At 50.0% G+C, this 18,735-nt stretch carries 16 protein-coding genes; 4 read left to right on the top strand and 12 right to left on the bottom strand.

The window, feature by feature from the left end:
* Nucleotides 1-181: 181 nt before the first annotated feature.
* From repB to F7P81_RS10365, 4 genes are all read right to left on the bottom strand, one after another.
* Nucleotides 182-1,267, bottom strand: a complete 1,086-nt coding sequence (gene repB, locus F7P81_RS10350; protein ID WP_151159443.1) for a plasmid partitioning protein RepB — start codon at nt 1,265-1,267, stop codon at nt 182-184.
* Nucleotides 1,264-2,526 carry a plasmid partitioning protein RepA gene (repA, locus tag F7P81_RS10355; protein ID WP_075656952.1) on the bottom strand — a complete coding sequence of 421 codons (1,263 nt, stop codon included), beginning with the start codon at nt 2,524-2,526 and terminating at the stop codon, nt 1,264-1,266. The genes repB and repA overlap by 4 nt, the downstream gene beginning before the upstream one ends.
* 446 nt (nt 2,527-2,972) lie before the next feature.
* Nucleotides 2,973-3,575, bottom strand: coding sequence for an IMPACT family protein (locus F7P81_RS10360; RefSeq protein ID WP_151159444.1), 603 nt, complete (start codon nt 3,573-3,575; stop codon nt 2,973-2,975).
* 109 nt (nt 3,576-3,684) lie between these two features.
* A complete protein-coding gene (locus F7P81_RS10365; RefSeq protein ID WP_075656872.1) occupies nt 3,685-4,323 on the bottom strand; it encodes a TetR/AcrR family transcriptional regulator in 639 nt (212 codons plus the stop codon).
* Between the two features lie 152 nt (nt 4,324-4,475).
* On the opposite strand from F7P81_RS10365, the gene F7P81_RS10370 reads away from it, so the two are divergent.
* The gene (locus tag F7P81_RS10370) at nt 4,476-6,512 is read left to right on the top strand and encodes an NADH:flavin oxidoreductase (RefSeq protein ID WP_151159445.1); all 2,037 of its coding nucleotides are present in this window, start codon (nt 4,476-4,478) and stop codon (nt 6,510-6,512) included.
* Nucleotides 6,513-6,617: 105 nt separating this feature from the next.
* On the opposite strand, the gene F7P81_RS10375 is transcribed toward F7P81_RS10370, so the two are convergent.
* From F7P81_RS10375 to F7P81_RS10390, 4 genes are all read right to left on the bottom strand, one after another.
* Entirely contained in the window at nt 6,618-8,306 is a 1,689-nt protein-coding gene (locus F7P81_RS10375; RefSeq protein WP_151159446.1) for a thiamine pyrophosphate-binding protein, read from the bottom strand.
* A 335-nt stretch (nt 8,307-8,641) separates the two neighbouring features.
* Nucleotides 8,642-9,889 carry an O-antigen ligase family protein gene (locus F7P81_RS10380; protein ID WP_151159447.1) on the bottom strand — a complete coding sequence of 416 codons (1,248 nt, stop codon included), beginning with the start codon at nt 9,887-9,889 and terminating at the stop codon, nt 8,642-8,644.
* 130 nt (nt 9,890-10,019) lie between these two features.
* On the bottom strand, nt 10,020-11,345 hold the full coding sequence (locus F7P81_RS10385) for a sensor histidine kinase N-terminal domain-containing protein (protein ID WP_151159448.1): 1,326 nt from the start codon (nt 11,343-11,345) through the stop codon (nt 10,020-10,022).
* Nucleotides 11,345-12,004: a response regulator gene (locus tag F7P81_RS10390; protein ID WP_022711559.1), complete on the bottom strand. Its 660-nt coding sequence runs from the start codon at nt 12,002-12,004 to the stop codon at nt 11,345-11,347. Before F7P81_RS10390 ends, F7P81_RS10385 begins: the two co-directional genes overlap by 1 nt.
* 350 nt (nt 12,005-12,354) lie before the next feature.
* Between F7P81_RS10390 and dsbD the strand changes: the two genes are divergently transcribed.
* From dsbD to F7P81_RS10405, 3 genes are all read left to right on the top strand, one after another.
* Nucleotides 12,355-14,244, top strand: coding sequence for a protein-disulfide reductase DsbD (gene dsbD, locus F7P81_RS10395; protein ID WP_151159449.1), 1,890 nt, complete (start codon nt 12,355-12,357; stop codon nt 14,242-14,244).
* 43 nt (nt 14,245-14,287) lie between these two features.
* On the top strand, nt 14,288-14,920 hold the full coding sequence (locus F7P81_RS10400) for a DsbA family protein (protein WP_151159450.1): 633 nt from the start codon (nt 14,288-14,290) through the stop codon (nt 14,918-14,920).
* A 79-nt stretch (nt 14,921-14,999) separates the two neighbouring features.
* The gene (locus tag F7P81_RS10405; RefSeq protein ID WP_151159451.1) at nt 15,000-15,437 is read left to right on the top strand and encodes a DsrE family protein; all 438 of its coding nucleotides are present in this window, start codon (nt 15,000-15,002) and stop codon (nt 15,435-15,437) included.
* Nucleotides 15,438-15,602: 165 nt separating this feature from the next.
* Here F7P81_RS10405 and F7P81_RS10410 read toward each other — a convergent pair whose 3' ends face one another.
* The 4 genes from F7P81_RS10410 to F7P81_RS10425 all read right to left on the bottom strand — a co-directional run bounded on the left by F7P81_RS10410 (nt 15,603) and on the right by F7P81_RS10425 (nt 18,530).
* Nucleotides 15,603-15,749, bottom strand: coding sequence for a DUF1127 domain-containing protein (locus tag F7P81_RS10410; RefSeq protein ID WP_075656864.1), 147 nt, complete (start codon nt 15,747-15,749; stop codon nt 15,603-15,605).
* A 293-nt stretch (nt 15,750-16,042) separates the two neighbouring features.
* Nucleotides 16,043-16,690: a hypothetical protein gene (locus F7P81_RS10415; RefSeq protein ID WP_151159452.1), complete on the bottom strand. Its 648-nt coding sequence runs from the start codon at nt 16,688-16,690 to the stop codon at nt 16,043-16,045.
* Entirely contained in the window at nt 16,677-17,924 is a 1,248-nt protein-coding gene (locus tag F7P81_RS10420; protein ID WP_151159453.1) for a hypothetical protein, read from the bottom strand. Before F7P81_RS10420 ends, F7P81_RS10415 begins: the two co-directional genes overlap by 14 nt.
* A 177-nt stretch (nt 17,925-18,101) precedes the next feature.
* Nucleotides 18,102-18,530, bottom strand: coding sequence for an Lrp/AsnC family transcriptional regulator (locus F7P81_RS10425; RefSeq protein ID WP_022711566.1), 429 nt, complete (start codon nt 18,528-18,530; stop codon nt 18,102-18,104).
* Nucleotides 18,531-18,735 lie beyond the last annotated feature (205 nt).

Genomic DNA, 18,735 nt, shown 5'->3' on the forward strand with positions numbered 1-18,735 from the left:
TCCTATCTGTTAAAACTGGCTCTGTCGTTTTCGGGGCTTTTGATCTGGTAGCGCCCTTCTCACTCCATAAACCGTGTGGTTCCTTCATTTATGCTGTTGATAATTTCAGTCTGTTATTTCTGAAATTATTTGTAACGCCTGATACGCATTACTAACGCGCAGAGAGAAGACGGGGATAGATTTATCCGTTTTTCTTCTGCTGAAATTGTTCATAAAGCTCAGCCATCTCACCGGCGAGATATTCCGCAAAACCTTCCGCATCATGACGCTGCAGATCAAACTGCGCCCTGCCCTGCTGTAACCGTAACAAGCCAAGGCTCTCGCCATTGCGTGTTTGCAGCTTCTGCTCTGCAGGTTTGTTTATTTCCGGCTTCTCTGTTGCGGTGAGCTTCTGGAGCAGATGCTGAAAACGTAGATCCGTTTCCGCATCTTTGAAGTCACTGTCAGTGATAATACGCTGAGCCTGTTTGAGCTGCAGCTTATCACGCAGAACATCTGCTAATTGCATCCAGCGCGGTCTTCCGACTTTTGGTGCTGGCCCAATCGCACGGATAATCTGTTCCGGAATGGCTGCTGCCACTTGCAGGAAACGTGTCATTTCTGCCTTATGCAGCGACAGAGCATCCTGAACAGTGGAGCGTTCAAAACCACGCTCAATCAAAGCCTGAGCGAATAAAGCACGCTCAATGAAAGAAAGATCACGGCGCTCGCTGTTTTCTTTACCTTGCGCAAGAACGAGCTCTGCATCGGTCAGCGGCTTGATAAGCGCTTTTACCGGTAATCCAAGCCGTGCAGCAGCACGCATACGACGGTGACCATAGGCGGCCTGAAAACGCCCAGCCTGATAGGGATGCGGGCGTACCAGAATAGGCACCTGCTGGCCATGCTGATGCAGGCTTTGCACCAGAGCCAGAAATTCCGGATCATCGGTTTCCTGACGGGTCAGACGATCTTCAACGAAGGAACCGTCAATCAGCGAAGCATCAAGTTCAACCACCTGATCGCCTTTGGCGAGGCTTTCAGAGAGTTGTTTGGCACTTTCCAACTCACGGGACATATCGGCCAAGGACAGCCCCATAGCCTTGACGGCGCCGGAACGGCTGGCTGAAGGACGGATCAGCTGATCGGGTGTTTTCTCCGGTACTGATACCGAAGCCTCAGCTTGTGATGATGAGACTGAAACCTCTGGAGCTTGTGGCTCTGATGCTGCCGGTAAGGGCGCACCGAACAATGCCTTTAACTGATTTTTGCGGCTTGGGCTGTTCATGCCTTACCTCCCCTCGCCGGACGGTTCCAGGCGGAATGGATCAGTGCTTCAATCTCGCCGTTGACAGCTGTCAACGACTCCATCGCCCTGTCATAAGTGACACGACTGAAATTCTCGCGACCAACTTCATAAAGTGTCTGTTTGGTCAGACCGGCATCGGAAACAGCAGTTGATTTAACCATGGGTGCTGTGAGCACACGGTCACCAAATTGGGCGCGCAAGAAACCTGCAATTTGTGCTTGCGGGCCGTCATTTGGTTCATAACGCGTAATCAGATAGCGCAGGAAGTCGAAATTCAGCGATCCGCCGGCTTCACGTACGACTGAAAGCAGGTCGGATGTCATGAACAGAAACTGGCTCATGGATGCGACATCAAGCATTTGTGGATGCACGGTAACAATCACTGATGTTGCTGCGCACAAAGCTGACAAGGTCAGAAAGCCGAGTTGCGGCGGGCAGTCCAGAACAACCACGTCATAATCATCTGCGACTGATTGCAAAGCAGCCTGAACACGGGTGAAGAACATATCAGCGGCAGGACCGCGGCGCTCGGCGAGAACACGCGGCGTGGTATGTTCAAATTCCTGCAGTTCCAGATTGCCGGGGACAAGATCGAGCCCGTCAAAATAGGTTTTACGGATAATATCTCGCAAAGGGCGCTGTGCTTCATCGTAACGGATAGCACCATAGAGCGTATCATTGCCGCTCAGATCCAGTTCCGGCTGATAACCGAACAAGGCCGACATAGATGCCTGCGGATCGAGATCAACTGCCAAAACGCGCAGGCCGGACAAAGCCAGATGCTGCGCCAGATGGGTAGTGGTTGTGGTTTTGCCAGAGCCGCCTTTGAAATTGGTGACGGCAATAACCTGCAGATGCTCGCCGCGTTCTTCATCGCGCCATGGCAGATAGTTGCGGTTTTTATTCGCATTTTGCTCGGTCAGCAAATGACGCAGCGCATTAATATCTTCCAGCGTATAGAGACGGCGACCGCCGGAGCCGGTTTCTGGTTGCGGGCCTTCACCGGCAATGGACAGTTGACGCAGATAGCTGTCGGAAACGCCAATAAGCTTGGCTGCTTCACTGCTGCTGAATTTGCGCAGGATCTTGTTCGACGCCGGTGCAAACAGACGTTCGCGCATGGCTTGTAATTGCGCAGATAAAAGCTCGGCATCCGCAGCGATTGCACGGTCTGCCGCCAAAGGTGCATTTGCAGCCTTGTTTGTGGTTGCTAAATGCTGCTGTGCATCAGCAACAATATCTGCCCAATTCGTCGTCAATTTATCCAACCTTTATGCGCAATGGCCGCGTATAGTCGTAAACCACTGCTTTTCTTTGTCCATCATGCTACGATTCGGACAAAATTACTAATCTGTTAACGCAAGTGCTTAAATCAACACTGGAAAACGCAAATAACAGATGCAGTGGCGAGTAACGGTAAACCGGCAAAATTTTGTAATTATTCGTTAGAAGAGTGTAAAATCCTGCAGAGAAAGTCAAATTATTTATAGTTAACGGATATTAACTGCTCTGCAACGCATTCTTGCAGTCAAAAACCGAAGCCGGTGATAGTGCGTAGGCGGTGCGCTCTCTGTACGGAGATGCTCTGTGTGGGACTGGCGTGATGATGGTGTGAGTTTGCAAGGCTCATCAATCTGTGTCTGATCGTGATCCGGTTGACAGCTGTCAACACTGCTTGCCGTTTTCAGAAACTCAGATCTTCTGCCTTGTCCGCAATCTGAATTCTGCCTGCCGTTATATCTGTGAGCATACGTAGTACAGCGTCTTTTTGATGTGACGGAATTTCCAGCCGCAAATCCGCTCCGGTATTATGAAAATCTTCCGATGCGATTGTCAGATGTTCGACCCCAGCAAGGCGCGCTTTTATCAAAGCGAGTTCAGAAAAATGTGCACGGATAAAACTTGTCTGGGTCGGGATAAGCTCAACCAGTTCCGAAGCGCGCAGGCATAAGGCTGCAGTGCCGCCATAGGCACGGATCAGGCCGCCGCTGCCTAGCAATATTCCGCCAAACCATCGGGTGACAAGCACCACAACATTGTCGAGTTCCAATCCGTCAATGGCTTGCAGGATCGGTTTGCCCGCTGTGCCGCTTGGCTCACCATCATCATTGAAGCGATAATTTTGCCCCATACGCCACGCCCAACAATTATGATTGGCATCACTATAGGATTCACGGGCGATAAAATCTTTGGCAGCTTCTTCATCAGCGACGGGAAGTGCAATGGCAAGAAAACGGCTTCGTTTGATTTCCTGCTCAAAAACTTCTCGTTTTGCTAGCGTAAACATGGCGTCTCAATTTCTGCGGATGAATGCTGTCTGACAATATTCATTGTTTTAAAGCGCATGAATATTGTGAGTGTTCTGATAGCAGATAATGTCCGCAGCACCAAATGTATCACGAATGATGCCGGTAGGAATGACGCTGATGAAATTGCTCAAGCTCGCGGGCAGAGGGCAGGGTGCCGGAAAATATTGCCACATAAGACGGCACACGCTGCATTCGTGTTGTCACATCCTCATTTGTATTGAGGCTGATATAGCCGATCTGGGTGAGATAGAGGGCTCTTGAACGGACATCTGCCAGCAGAGGCTCACAACCGTGGCGGATAAACATAGATCGTATAGCTTCAAGACGGGTAGCGTCAGCCTCATTTAAAGCCTGCGCAACCGCAGGAGACTGTACACCCCAACTGCGTACGGCATGTTCGAAGCTGCTGTCGAAGACCGTGCGGTCAAGCCAGCAGTCAAACAAATTGAGGGTGGCTTCGCTCAGGCTTTGTGCATCTGTACCGGCCTGCCGGAGGAGGGCTGTGGTATTTTTTTCCTGCCAAAGCTGTAACAGCGCATCAAGCAATGCATCACGATCTTTAAAGAACCAGTAGAAACTGGTGCGTGATAATTTCAGCATTTTGGCCAGTGTCAGAATCCGGACATTGTCGATACCGCTTTCCAATAATACCTGATAGGCGGCATCCAGCCAGAGTTCCTTTGAGCCACGCCAGCCGCTCTCACCGTCATTATCAATTGCGGACATATATAATCCTTTTAAAATTATTATTATAATTCAGATGTTTAAGTTCACTGACGGGGTACATCTTAACCTGACTGCGATAAAATGTACACTGCTGTATATAAAATTGACAGTATTGTACATTTTAATTAGGCTCCCTCAAAAAGGGGAATGCAATGAATAATGATCCGCTCTTACAGCCTTATCAGCTTAAACATCTGCGGCTTCGCAACCGTATTATTACAACATCCCACGAGCCTGCTTATCCGGAAGACGGCATGCCGAAAGATGCCTATCGCGCTTATCATGTGGAGCGTGCAAAGGCTGGTGTGGCGCTGACCATGACTGCCGGTTCGGCAACGGTCTCGCGCGATAGTCCGCCGGTTTTCAATAATGTGCTCGCCTATAAGGACGAGGTGGTGCCGTGGATGAAAGCGCTGGCAGACGAATGTCATGAATATGGTGCAGCGGTAATGATCCAGCTCACCCATCTCGGCCGCCGTACCCGCTGGGACAAAGGCGACTGGTTGCCAGCTGTCACCTCGTCTCACGAGCGGGAAGGGGCGCACCGCGCTTTTCCGAAACGTCTCGAAGACTGGGACATTGAGCGGATTATCAAGGATTTTGGCGATGCGGCAGAGCGTATGCAGGCGGCCGGTCTCGACGGGATAGAGTTGCAGGCCTATGGCCATCTGATCCAGCAATTCTGGTCACCGGTAACCAATGATCTCGACAATGCCTATGGCGGTTCGCTGGATAATCGTCTGCGTTTTACCTTTGATGTGCTGGCAGAAATCCGCAAACGGGTGGGGCCGGAATTTATTGTTGGTATCCGCTATACCGGCGATGAGATGATGGAAGGCGGCCATGATAAGGAGGAGGGGATCGAAATTTCCCGCCGTCTTAAAGATAGTGGCATGATTGACTTCCTGAATGTGGTGCGCGGCCATATTGATACTGATCCGGCAATGACTGACCTTATTCCTATTCAGGGCATGGCTAATTCACCACATCTGGATTTTGCCGGTGAAATACGCGCGGCTACGAATTTTCCGACTTTCCATGCGGCGAAGATACCGGATGTGGCAACAGCCCGCCATGCCATTGCCTCCGGCAAGCTCGATATGGTGGGAATGACCCGCGCGCATATGACCGATCCGCATATTGTGCGTAAAATTATTGAGGGAAGAGAAGAAGATATCCGCCCTTGTGTTGGTGCGAATTATTGCCTCGACCGGATTTATCAGGGCGGTGCCGCCTATTGCATTCATAATCCGGCGACAGGGCGTGAACTGACCATGCCGCACACGATCAGCAAAGCACCGGTAAAAAAGAAGGTTGTGATTGTCGGTGCAGGGCCAGCCGGTATGGAAGCCGCCCGCGTTGCCGGTGAACGCGGCCATGAAGTCGTGGTTTTTGAAGCCGCGGACAGGGCAGGCGGGCAGATCCGTCTCACCGCACAATCACCGCGCCGTCGTGAGATGATCAGCATTATCGACTGGCGTATGGCACAATGCGAACGCTTTGGCGTGCAATTCCGTTTCAATACATGGGCAGAGCAGGCGGAAATTGAGGCTGAAAGCCCTGATGTCGTGATTATTGCCACCGGTGGTATGCCGCATGTTGAAATGCTTCCCGAGGGCAACGATCTCGTTGTTTCCGCATGGGACATTCTCTCCGGTGATGTCAAAGCGGGCAGCAATGTGCTGATTTTTGATGATGCGGGTGACCATGCAGCTCTGCAGGCGGCAGAAGTGCTGGCAAAAGCAGGAGCAAAAGTTGAAGTCATGACCCCGGATCGGAGTTTCGCACCGGAAATCATGGCGATGAACCTTGTGCCCTATATGCGCAGCCTGCAGAAAGACGGGGTAACTTTCACCGTGACCTATCGTCTTGATAAAGTCACCCGAAACGGCAACAGCCTCACTGCGCATATCGGCAGTGATTATGGCGGTGTAGACAAACAACAGGACCACGACCAGATCGTGATTAATCACGGCACAAGACCGCTGGATGATCTGTATTTTGAACTTAAACCGCAGTCCAGAAATCTCGGTGCGGTCAATTATGATGATCTGATCGCCGGACAGGCGCAGCAGGTTAATAAAAACGAGAGCGGCCGCTATCAGCTTTATCGTATCGGCGATGCTGTCGCTGCACGAAATACCCATGCAGCGATTTATGATGCGCTGCGTCTGATGAAAGATATCTAGCCCTTAAACAGGGGAGGGCTTTGATAAAAGATGCCCTTAAAAAATTACCCCCTCCCCTTCCGGTCAGAAGGGGAGGGGGTAATTATTAAGCCGGATAAAGACAGATCAGCCTTTTTGAGCAGCCAGAGCCTGCTCACGCATCGCGCTCAGGCTCATTTTCGGTGTAATCGCTTCCTGATCGATACGAATTTCAATCAGTGCAGGTTTGCCTGAAGCTACGCAACGTTCAAAAGCCGGTGCAAATTCATCCGTTGCCGCAACTGTTTCACCATGCAGGCCATAAGCTTGTGCCAGCGCTGCAAAATCCGGATTAGCGAGACCGGTGCCGGAAACACGACCCGGATAGGTGCGTTCCTGATGCATACGGATGGTGCCATACATGCCGTTATTAACAACGATGAACACGACGCGGGCATCATATTGCATCGCTGTTGCCAGTTCCTGACCATTCATCAGGAAGCAGCCGTCACCGGCAAAAGCAATGACAGTGCGGTCACGGTCGGTCAGTTTGGCAGCAATCGCTGCCGGTACACCATAGCCCATGGAACCGTTGGTTGCGCCGAGCTGGGTGCGGAAGGTCTTGTACTGATAAAAACGATGCGGCCATGCAGTGTAGTTACCGGCACCGGTGGTCATAATCGTATCTTCAGGCAGATTTGCACGCATCCACTGCATGATTTCGCCCATCTGCACATCACCCGGAATTGGCGCATGTTGCAGATTGTCGTTGTAATTCTTGTTCAGTTCGGCTGTCCAGGATGCCCATTTATCAGAACCGATCTTGCCAAGACCGCGCAACTGCTTGGCAAAAGCAGCCATTGTCGCATTGATCGGCAGGGTAGGGTAATAGACGCGTCCCAGTTCTTCCGAGCCGCTATGCACATGGATCAGCTTCTGGTTTGGCACCGGAATATTGACCATTGTATAGCCGGCACTGGTCATTTCCCCGATCCGCGCGCCGATGACCAGCAGCAAATCACTGTCTTTAATGCTTTGCAGCAGTTTCGGGCTTGCGGATGTGCCAAGCTCGCCGGCATAGTTAGCCAGCGCATTATTATAGAGATCCTGACAGCGGAATGATGTGGCAACAGGCAGATTATTCGCAACGCAGAAGGCTTCCGCATCAGCCACAGCCTGTTTATTCCAGCCGCTGCCGCCGAGCATAACCACAGGACGCTCTGCTTGTTTCAGCAGATCAGCCAGTTCTTGCAATTGCTCTGCACCGGCAGAGATTTCGACCTTTTTATGTGCCGGCACGTCAGCAACACTGGCATGGGCGGTCAGCATATCTTCCGGCAGTGCCACAACAACAGGGCCCGGACGACCATTCACTGCGCGATGAAATGCCTGAGATACCAGTTCCGGAATACGGGCAACATCATCAATCTGCACCACCCATTTGGCCATCTGGCCGAACATGCGGCGATAATCCACTTCCTGAAAGGCTTCGCGCTCAACCTGATCGCTGGCAACCTGTCCGATAAACAGGATCATCGGGGTGGAATCCTGAAATGCCGTATGCACGCCCACAGATGCGTTGGTTGCACCCGGTCCGCGGGTGACAAAAGCAATCCCCGGCTTGCCGGTGAGCTTGCCATAGGCTTCCGCCATATAAGTCGCACCGCCCTCCTGACGGCAGACAATCAGCTCAATATCCTCTTTTGCATCATGCAATGCATCCAGAGCCGCCAGATAGCTTTCACCCGGTACGCAGAAAGCTCTGTCCACGCCATTGATGCGCAAAGCATCAATCAGGATCTCTCCGCCTGTCCGGTGATTATTTTTATGATTCATAGCCGACATTTCCTCAATAATGTTCGCCTGCAGTGACTGTAACCGCACCGGTATCCCCCCGGATAACCTTGTTTGCGGTTAACTGCCGTCCGGAGCATAGCGTGCTCCGGTTTTGTTTTGCATGCCGGTGCCGAATAACCATGTTCCGGTTTTTCGCAGCATGCTCCTAATCCGTCTCCCACGGATATAAGATCACAGAAATACAGTTTGAAAATTGAGCTTAGTCAACAACAAGCACAATCATTTGTGATGAATAGTAATCACATTGTGCTGCTTATTCATCATTTGGCCGGAGAGCGGTTGCAAAATGACGGATGAAGCGGAAATTTAGCGATTTAACGGGCTTTGACGCGTGCATGAAGGCGCAGGGCAAAAACCGCGGCCAGCAGTGAAAACCAGACCTGTCCGCGCGGGGCAAAGAACGGCGATTCCAGAGAGGCATAGAGCATCATAAAGACCCAAATGCGCAGATACATGACTGCGAGTGCCGGATCATTGCCGGATTTCTGGGAGCGATGATAATCCAGAAGCGGACAGAACAGCATCCAGACAATGAAAAGCGTGATGCCGATCAGCCCTGTTGTCATCATCAGGTTAATATAACCGTTATGCGCATGACCGGCTCTTGATGCCCAGGTCTCTATCTCATAGCCGCCATTGATCAAATGGGACATATTCCAGAATGTATCAAAGCCGAAACCGACCCACGGATGCGCACGCAATTGCTCCAGCGCGAATTTCCAAATTTCGGTGCGCCCTGTAAATGTCGGATCCGAGATCAGGCCTGTAACAAAATCCTGCACAGGCAGGCTCACAACCGTGCCGACCGTGAGCAGCAGCATCAGCCCGACAGGTATGATCGCAGCGAGATATTGCAGCGGCAGCAATCGCACAAAACGAATGATCTCAGCCACGAGAAGAGCGATAACAATCAGACCGATGGAGGTTTTATTGTTTGAAAAAATCAGGAAAATCGTGGCCAGAACAATATTCAGAGCCGGTATCAGATAATCATCTCTGCGCAGCAGATACAGATTATAGATGATCAGTACGATCATCGCAGGTCCTGCAATATTCTTATGAGAAAAATGCCCGCGCCAAGAGCCGGCATTAATCAGTTCCAGCACCTCAGCTTCATTATGAATGGAGACTTCCGGCATGAATATCACGCCGAAATAAGACAATCCCAGAATGAACAGGCTTAGATATTTCAACATGCGCTGAAAATGCTGCTGGTTTTCAGGCAGAATGACCCAAGCCATTGCGGTCACAATCACCGTTATACTGTAGACATAACGGCGGAAGGATATACCGGAATAATCAGACGTGAAGACTGTAATGAACTGCCAGAACAGCAGGATAATCAGCAATGGCGACAGCATTTTGAGGGCAATTTGCCAATTTGCCAGCAAATAAAGCGCAGAGATAAAGAACAGTGACAAAGACACAAGCTGCTGGAGCGCATTGCCCTGTTCCTGTGCGAGCAGCACCGACGGATCACGTAAATCCATAAAAGGTGTCAGCGTGACCCAGAACAAAAGAAAAATCAGTACAAACAGGAGCGTCTTACCTGTCCGGTTCACTAATTTTTCCTTTCAAAATCATTATCTATTTAAATAGCACTAATATATTTCATTCTGAACTTATTTCATTCTAGCACTTATGTATTTAAACTTCTATAATCTTGAAATTATGTCTGATTTTTGACTGAAACTATATCCAGCGCAGCTCGGCTTCCATACCCATACGATCTGTCCGGTTTCGCAAGTTGAAAAGCACACCGACACGTTTGGCGGCCGTTTCCACAATGGTCAGCCCCAGTCCGGTGCCGGTCTGGCTCTTATTGCTGCCGCGATAAAAACGTGTGGTCAGCAACGGGATTTCTTCCTCCGCCACACCGGGCCCGCAATCTTTGACGACAATGCCGCTGCCGGTTGGCAGGCTTTCCCAGCTGATAGTTTCGTTCTGCGGTGAATAATGCGTCGCATTTTCATAAATATTGCGCAGCATCAGTGTGAGATTATGCCGGTCTGTCTGTATCACCTGTTCATAAAGAGCCGGATCAATGCGGTTTTCGACTTTTCGTCCGCTGACCGGATTTTGAGCAATGATTTCCTCAGCCAGCTGACCGAGATTGACCTTCTCACTCATCACGGGAGAGGCATCGGCATCCAGCTTGGCCAAAGCCAGCAATTGGCGGACAAGACGGGTTGTCCGGTCTACGGACAACAAAATTTGCTGTAATGCGCCTTCTTTAATTGCCGGATCGGCTGCCGCAAGTGCAATTTGTGCCTGTGTTTTCAAGCCGGCGAGGGGAGTGCGCAATTCATGGGCGGCAAAAGCCGTTACTTCCCGCTCATGGCGCCGTGCGGCTTCCACTTTGATAAACAGCCCGTTCAGTGCATCGGCCAATGGCCGTACTTCGGAAGGAATATTCGCCGCTTGCAACGGCCGCATATCATCCGCATCTTTTTGCCGGACTTTATCCGCCAGTTCATGCAATGGCCGCAGGCCACGGCCGAGACTGACCCAGATCAGGAAACCAAGCAGCGGCAGGATCAGAATAACCGGAGCGAGAAGCCCTTTAACCAGATCGCTGACAAGGCGGTCACGCAAAGCCAACCGGTCTGCAACGATAATTCTTACGCCTTTTGCAGGATCAACGATTGTATAGACACGCCATAATTCACCCTCAACCACCTCATCGGAAAAGCCGGTGCTGTTGCCTGCTATTTTAATGTCCGGTGCGCCGGTTGAACTGCCGACGAGTTCGCCGTCCAGTGACCAGATCTGACAGGAAAGATAGCGTTCATAGCTGCCATGCTCATGTGGCAGGCTGATGGCTTTGGTTGTGTTCATGCCGGTGGAAGCATTGCCCAGCAGCGAATGCACCATGCGTGCGGCTTCCTGCAGACGTGTGTCGAGTACTTTTTCCAACTCATTGCGGCTGTTAAAATAGGTCCATGCAACAGCACAGGCCCAGATAATGCCTGTGGCTGTGACGAGGATAATAAACAGTCTTTTATGCAGAGAAGTCATTATGTTACCCGCATCCGGTAGCCGAGGCCGCGCACGGTTTCAATGGCATCCCGCCCGACTTTATTGCGCAGATTATGGATATGCACTTCAACAGTATTGCTTTCCACTTCTTCCTGCCAGCCATAGAGCCTTTCTTCAATATCACTCTTGGAGCGGATAATTCCGGGTCTTTCCATTAAAGCAGCCAATACGGCAAACTCCCTGCGTGACAGCGGAACCCGTTCGCCTTTCACTTTTGCATTGAGGCTGGAAGGATCAAGCTCTACATGACCGGCAATCATGACTGCGCGGGCGCGTCCGGCACCGCGGCGGGCGATGGCTCTGACCCGCGCTGCCAGTTCATCGAGATCAAACGGTTTGCCCATATAATCATCAGCACCGCTATCCAGACCCGTAATTCGGTCTGCGGTTTCATCCAGCGCTGTCAGCAATAAAACCGGTGTCTGATCTTTATCAGCGCGTATTTTCTTCAAAACATCAAGGCCGGAACCGTCCGGCAGCATCAGATCCAGCACAATCGCGTCAAAGCGTGAGCATGCCAATGCGGCCAGCGCATCTGCACAGGTAGCAACCTGATCCACGGTTGCGCCGGTCAGACCCAGCCCGACCTTCAGGCCGTTGGACAAAACCGGATCATCTTCTACTACCAAAACACGCATCTTATTCTCCGGAACATTCTCGCTTTCGGGCCCTCTTTCAGGCCCGCTTAGGAACGCACTTTAACTATCAATATTGTTCCGCTTAACTTTTGCGGTCTATTATCTGTAAGACTGGCTTTTCTGCCTTAAGGCTGACTTAAGGTCATAAGATAGTATGGACATTATAACAGGCATCCGCCTATCTGTGTGATATTCGGGCGTCTTATTAGGGTATCGCATACAAGATTCTACAGCGTGTTGAGTTTAATGGCATTCATGGCACTCGCTCTAGGTTCTTTCAATTGTCGCATGTTCGCGAACGCTAAATGAACTCATTTAGCTGCGACATGCTTTAGTTTTCGCAGGATAATATGATCCGACATTTTTACCGACAGCTTTTCAGTCTGCTCTTTTTCAGCATTGTATTATCTGCTGCTTTTACACCTGTGACCGGTATTCAGGCTGTTGCGCAAACCATGCGCAGCGCTGAAGAAGTTATGCAATTGAGTGTCACGCGCGATGAGAAAAACGCGCTGCAATTTCAATGGAATATTGCGCCTAAAATCTACATGTATCGCGACAAGATACAGGTCGAAAAACCGGACGGTACAGTACTTCCTGCCGATGTCAGTGAAGGTGTCATCAAGGATGATATGAATTTCGGCCGTACCGAAGTCTTGTATAACCGTGCTTTTGCACAGGTGCCTGAAAATGCGCTGCCGAAAGAGGGGCATGTTCTGGTGCGCTGGCAGGGATGTGAGGAAGACAGTATCTGCTATCCGCCGGTAACACGCTCGCTTGATCTGCAAACACTGGAGCTTTCCAAAGTGGCGCTGGGTCTGGGAGGTCTGTCACAAACGGAACTTGCTGCCCCAGATTTATCACTGACCGATGATACTGCGCCTGCACAGGAACCCGCAGCACCGGCTGAAACCGGATTGATTGCAAGCCTCACCGATGTCAGCACGGAAGAAGTGACGGCATGGCTTGGCTCCAATTTCGCTTTCATGCTGGCCGGATTTTTTGGCTTTGGTCTGTTACTGGCACTGACGCCCTGCGTTTTCCCGATGATTCCGATCCTGTCGGGAATGCTGGCAAAATCCGGTGAAAAACTGTCATCCGGCCGCGGCTTTGTCTTGTCATCGGCTTATGTGGTGGCGATGGCTGCAGCCTATGCCGTGCTTGGCTTTGCCGCATCCTGGTCGGGTTATAATTTGCAGGCCGCATTGCAAACACCCTATGCGCTTGGGTTTATGGCATTGGTGTTTGTCGCGCTCGCTTTGTCGATGTTCGGCTATTATGAATTGCAACTACCGCAAGGCTGGACAAATTTCTTCAGCCGCAACACATCCGGTAAAGGCGGTGCGATCAGCGGCGCTTTGGTGCTTGGTTTTGGTTCCGCGCTGATTGTCGGGCCTTGTGTGACCCCGCCGCTTGCCGCTGCATTGCTCTATGTTGCGCAGACCGGTGATGCCGTACGCGGTGCCTCTGCTCTGTTCGCTCTGGGACTGGGCATGGGGGTACCGCTGATTGTTTTTGGTACATTTGGCGCAAAATATCTGCCGAAATCCGGCCCGTGGCTCAATACAATCAAACAGATTTTCGGTGTCGTCTTTCTGGGACTGGCGATCTACATGATCCTGCGCTTGCTTTCCGACGAAAATGCAATGTTGTTGCTGGCGCTCACGGCACTGGCTTGCGGTGTTTTCCTCGGTGTGTTTGACCGCCTGAACGCTAAAAGCACCGCATGGATGCGCCTTGAAAAAACTACCGGTATTGCCGCTCTGATTTATGGCACCTTACTGATGGTCGGTTTTGCAGGCGGTTCAACGGATCCGTGGCAACCATTGGGCTTTTTACAGGGCAGCACCCAACAGATTGCACAGACTGCTACAGCCCAGCCGGTCAGAATTGTAAAAACTTCAGCTGAATATGATCAGGTGCTCAATCAGGCAATTGCGACAGGTAAGCCGGTGCTGGTGGACTTCACCGCAGACTGGTGCACGACCTGTAAGAGCAATGAAAAAGTGATGAAGAAGCCGGAATATGCGGGACGTCTGGGTAATCTCACACTGATTAAAGCGGATATCACCGATTATAATGATGCCAGCCGTGATCTGATGCAGCGTTTTAATGTTGTCGGGCCGCCAACGCTGATGTTCCTTGAAGCACAAACAGCCAAAGAACAGACGCAAAATCGCATCATTGGCGAATTGACGCCGGACAAGCTGGACAATCGTCTTCAGGCGCTCGGCCTCTGAGCCGCGCCAACCTTATTTACCTATTGCATTGCAGGAGAACCATATGCAACGCCGCCAGTTCCTTCAACTCTCATCCGGTATTGCGCTGAGCACTGCTTATCTGCTGAACAGCCAGCAAAGTGCTTTTGCGCAGGAGGTTGATGTCAACGGGATTCTCTATGATCCGGAAGCGCCTGCCGGCGGCAATCCGAAAGGCGATCTGACCATTGTCGTTTTCACCGATTATAACTGCATTTACTGCAAAAAATCCGGTGTTGATCTGGCGCGTATCGTTAAGGAAGATGGAAATATCCGTCTTGTCTATAAAGAATGGCCGATCCTGACGGAATCGTCAGTCTATGGTTCCCAGCTGGCACTGGCAGCGCAATATCAGGGAAAATATGAAGTCGTTCATAAAGCACTGATGTCCATTCCGGGCGGCAAAGTGTCTAAAAAGGCGATGCTTGATGCGGTTAAAGCCTCCGGCATTGATATGCAGCAATTGCAGGCTGATCTGAACAAAAACAACGGTAAAATCACTGCGCAGCTGAAGCGTGTCATGTCGCAGGCGGAATCAATCGGCGTTGAAGGCACGCCAACGCATCTGATCGGCCCGTTCCGGGCGATGGCACTGGATTATAACGGTTTCAAAATGGCGGTGGCTGATGCCCGTGCTCGCGAGAAGGCGGCGAAATAACAAGCCAGAGCGGTAATGCCAATATTACCTGTAAGTGCGAGCGGCTCGAAAGTCGCCGTTCTCTGACCGGAGTTTTATAATGAATGATCCGCTGACCCATAATCGCTATAGCAAGTCCGGCGAACAGCGGGTCGTTTATCATAATAATGGTGCTTATATAAATGCAGCACCGCCTGAGACAAAAGCCTATATGGCGGCATTGCTCACATCCCTGACCAATCATGTGCAGGCATTATCTGCAGGATGTGAATCAAAACTGGCTTTTACCATCCGTGTGGTTTGCCACGGCGCGGGTCTGGATTTGTTTCAGATTGCGGAAGCCGACGATATTCTGAAAAAGCGTTTTGATAATTTATGCGAACAGGGCGTTCGGTTTCTGGCCTGCGCCAATACAATGCGCGCGCGTAATCTCGAGATTAAAAACCTGTATCGTCTTTCAGAAGATGACGTGGTGCCAAGCGGCGTTGCAGAACTTGCATATCTGCAAATACAGGGCTTTGCCTATATCCATCTTTGAGTGTTGAAGACCAAAAACTGGTTGCCGAAAAAGTAAACGCCCGACGCTGGGAGGAGCATCGGGCGTTACAATGAATGACCGGTTGGGAGGAGGGAGACCGGTCTTCGATCAAACCTGAGTTGGGAGGAGGAGGGAGGCTCAGGTTTGATATCTCTGTAATTCTTATTAGCGCTGAGCTGCCTTGCGAGCTACAAACGGAATTTCTGCAGGCAGGATGCCGAGATCGTTCAGTTCGCGAGTTGAGAGGCGGTTCAGTTCGTTCACTGTGCTGCGGTAACGGCGCCAGTTGTTGTAAGAGCGGATCAGGTTCATGTTTCTCACCTAGAAAATTTTATGTCGTTGTTTGTTGAGTTGTATATAGCCCTAATGATCTGAAATGAGCAGAGACAAATTTGCATAGCTGCGTTGCTTATTCGGATTGGGAAAACGCTCCGTCAGGCATTAAATTGTCATAATCATCATTTTAAGTGAAAAACTTGCCGCAAAAGCGCTCAGCGCAGCCCTGAAGCGGCCACAATCCCCCTGAAATTCGGATAAGACCTGCTTTTTCTTGGAAAGACGCGCATAGCTATGCAGGGCTGGCGGGAAACATCTGTGTAAATGCGCTACTGAATGCCTGAATAGGCGACCATGGGGCCATCACTGTCGAGATCAATAAACGCTCTTTTCCCGCGTCTTCCTACAGCCATAAAGACGATCTTTGCCGGATGAACCTCCAGAAAGCGCAAAGCGTTTCCGTTTTGATCGTAATGTGTAATGTCGCTGCCACCCGTTTCCTTAAAACCTTGCTTTTGCATAAAGTCTTCATTTGCACATACGACGGCAAAGATTTTAAGGCGCTTTGGTCGCTGGAATAAGCCGACTAAAATACCGGTTGCTGTCATTAGCAAGGTTGCGCTAGCACCAAGAAAAATGGCGCCAGTCAAGGAATGTGTGTTTGCTTCAGTCGATGTAACGGAGATCAAATAGAATATAATAACTGACCATGCGGCAATGCTAATGGCAATCAGGAGAAGGTTGCCAATTAATGTCAGGAAAAGAGTTCCGAAAAACCCGCGATTGTGACCTCTGACAAGACCTCGTCCGCCAATAAAGGGGCAGACAAAGGCGGCCGCTAATAAAAGAAGCAAGCCCGCACTGTTTTTGGTACCTTTATATAAGTCGCGGCCCGCAGCGAATCCGAAACCTGCAATAGCTGCGCCGCCAACACCTGCTGCCAGCATAGATAGTTTTAATGGTTCAGAGCGTTTCATGGGCCGCTCGTTGTTTCTTGCGGTTGATAAGACGATACGTAGATTTCGACAGGGAATAAACCAGCCAGATTGCCCATGCGATCCAAATCGCAACGGAGATCAGCACAGAGATAACTAAATATAGCAATTTGCCTAATCTGATGGCGTTTTTGCCAAGCAATTTGATGACGGATGAGGTTTTCTCGGCAAATTTATCCGACAATTTGGCGAATTTTCGCAAGTCCTTTGCATCATCTGCATATGCCAGTGCCCGCATAGAGGTACTGACACCTGCACTGGATAGTAGTTTTCCGGATGCGGAAGTAAGGTCATCCAATTCTTTAACGGCTTTTGTATTGATGACGCCATCAAATCTTTTTCCCAATGCTGCGAGATCAAGTGGGCTCGCTTCATGCAAAAGGGTTTCTGAATCTGTGAAATCACCTTTAAACAGTTTCTTATAGTCAATATTTTTAGCGGCACTCGTCATCTTTGATAGCGACGGAATTTTGTATAAAGGCTCCGGGCTTGTTAAAGCCTTTGTTAATGCAGGCTTATTGATGAGCTTGGAAGAAATGCCTGTTATTTTTTCAATGAGCGGACGCGACAGTTTTCGGGTCTTGTATGCGCCCTTTATTAATGAAGCGCCTTTATCGACTTGAGCCGCAGCTAGTATAACAGGAACAGTAACGGGAGCATTGGCTGGGTTCACGGTCGCAACTTTAGCACTCCACGTTACAACTGAACTGGATAGTCCTACTGTGGCGATGCCTAAGGTGATTGCATCATAGCTTTCACCTGCTATGAACTTAGTGCCTTCGGTCTTAATGTCTCTTAAGTCGCCATATCCAACATAATCAGATGCGAGGCTGCCGATCAGTGTTTGCACTGAATTGACTTCGCCATAGGCAAACCCGTTCACAAAACCGGATGTGTAGCGGTAGGTTGCCGCCAGATAACCTTCCTCGGTTTTCTCTATCAGTTCTGGCGGGAGTGTGTGCCCGTAATCTGTTGCCAAGGCGACAAGATTTTGCGCTTCCGCAATATCATCCTCATCCAGCGCAGTCTGAACTTCAAAGGCGAATTGTTCCGTTGTCAGGGCAGACAATCTGTAATGAGAAATTGCAAAAGGATCCCACCAGTTCAAAGCGAGTTTGAGCGCTGCAAACTGATTGGAATATGTGAAAGTGATTGCCGAGAAGAGCAAAATACCTGCACTGGCAAGCTGAGAAGCTTTCTTATAGGTTTTAAGCAAAACTACCCCCGTGGCCATGCCTAAAGATTATGTAGTGCTACATAACTCACGGGAATAAAAATGACAGCAATATTTATAGTTTTATTATTTTAGTAAATAACTTTAGAATAATTGAATATTAATATCCAAAGAACATTACATTCGTATATTATTTACTAATGATAATCTCTTTAAAATTCACCGCTCGATACGGGTGGAGAGAATAATAGACGACATGGTGCGTTCAACACCTTCCAGTGCGCCGATCTGATCGAGCACACTGTCGAGTTCGCCGATTGATGGCGCTTCAACAATAACGATCATATCAAAATTGCCGCTGATCGAATGAACAGATCGCACGGACATCATGGTTTTGAGACCGACTTCAACCTTTGGTGAAAATTTCGGCAGGGCTGTAACCAGCACATGCGCACGCACCAGATGGCTTTCATGTTCTGAAGACAGTTTAACAGTATAGCCGGTAATGATGCCGCGTTTTTCCAGCCGGTCGATACGGCTCTGAACCGTTGTACGGGAAACGCCGAGCCGTCTGGCAAGTGTTGCTGTCGATGCGCGGGCATTCTCGCGTAAAAGAGCAATCAGGGCCATATCGGCTTTCGTCGTCATTTTGAACCTCGCTAGCGTCACTTCGTTCAAATATATAGCGTCATTCCGTCATTTTAGATACTTCTTTTTGACGAAAATTCTGCGACTCTATGCCATCATTTCCTGAGGCTGAATCAAGTCCTCGGGAAATAATACAGTATTATTAAAGTGTTACATTTTCCTTGTTGCGCAGGCACAGGCAGTGGCACTCAGGCAATATAATAAA

Source organism: Pseudochrobactrum saccharolyticum (assembly GCF_008801715.1).
GTDB classification, from domain to species: Bacteria; Pseudomonadota; Alphaproteobacteria; order Rhizobiales; family Rhizobiaceae; genus Pseudochrobactrum; species Pseudochrobactrum saccharolyticum.

Excerpts from the sequence above, each read along its gene's own strand:
- repB (WP_151159443.1), bottom strand. The coding sequence starts at position 1,267 with ATGAACAGCCCAAGCCGCAAAAATCAGTTAAAGGCATTGTTCGGTGCG.
- F7P81_RS10360 (WP_151159444.1), bottom strand. The coding sequence starts at position 3,575 with ATGTTTACGCTAGCAAAACGAGAAGTTTTTGAGCAGGAAATCAAACGA.
- F7P81_RS10365 (WP_075656872.1), bottom strand. The coding sequence starts at position 4,323 with ATGTCCGCAATTGATAATGACGGTGAGAGCGGCTGGCGTGGCTCAAAG.
- F7P81_RS10370 (WP_151159445.1), top strand. The coding sequence starts at position 4,476 with ATGAATAATGATCCGCTCTTACAGCCTTATCAGCTTAAACATCTGCGG.
- F7P81_RS10375 (WP_151159446.1), bottom strand. The coding sequence starts at position 8,306 with ATGAATCATAAAAATAATCACCGGACAGGCGGAGAGATCCTGATTGAT.
- F7P81_RS10385 (WP_151159448.1), bottom strand. The coding sequence starts at position 11,345 with ATGACTTCTCTGCATAAAAGACTGTTTATTATCCTCGTCACAGCCACA.
- F7P81_RS10390 (WP_022711559.1), bottom strand. The coding sequence starts at position 12,004 with ATGCGTGTTTTGGTAGTAGAAGATGATCCGGTTTTGTCCAACGGCCTG.
- dsbD (WP_151159449.1), top strand. The coding sequence starts at position 12,355 with ATGATCCGACATTTTTACCGACAGCTTTTCAGTCTGCTCTTTTTCAGC.
- F7P81_RS10400 (WP_151159450.1), top strand. The coding sequence starts at position 14,288 with ATGCAACGCCGCCAGTTCCTTCAACTCTCATCCGGTATTGCGCTGAGC.
- F7P81_RS10405 (WP_151159451.1), top strand. The coding sequence starts at position 15,000 with ATGAATGATCCGCTGACCCATAATCGCTATAGCAAGTCCGGCGAACAG.
- F7P81_RS10410 (WP_075656864.1), bottom strand. The coding sequence starts at position 15,749 with ATGAACCTGATCCGCTCTTACAACAACTGGCGCCGTTACCGCAGCACA.
- F7P81_RS10415 (WP_151159452.1), bottom strand. The coding sequence starts at position 16,690 with ATGAAACGCTCTGAACCATTAAAACTATCTATGCTGGCAGCAGGTGTT.
- F7P81_RS10425 (WP_022711566.1), bottom strand. The coding sequence starts at position 18,530 with ATGACGACGAAAGCCGATATGGCCCTGATTGCTCTTTTACGCGAGAAT.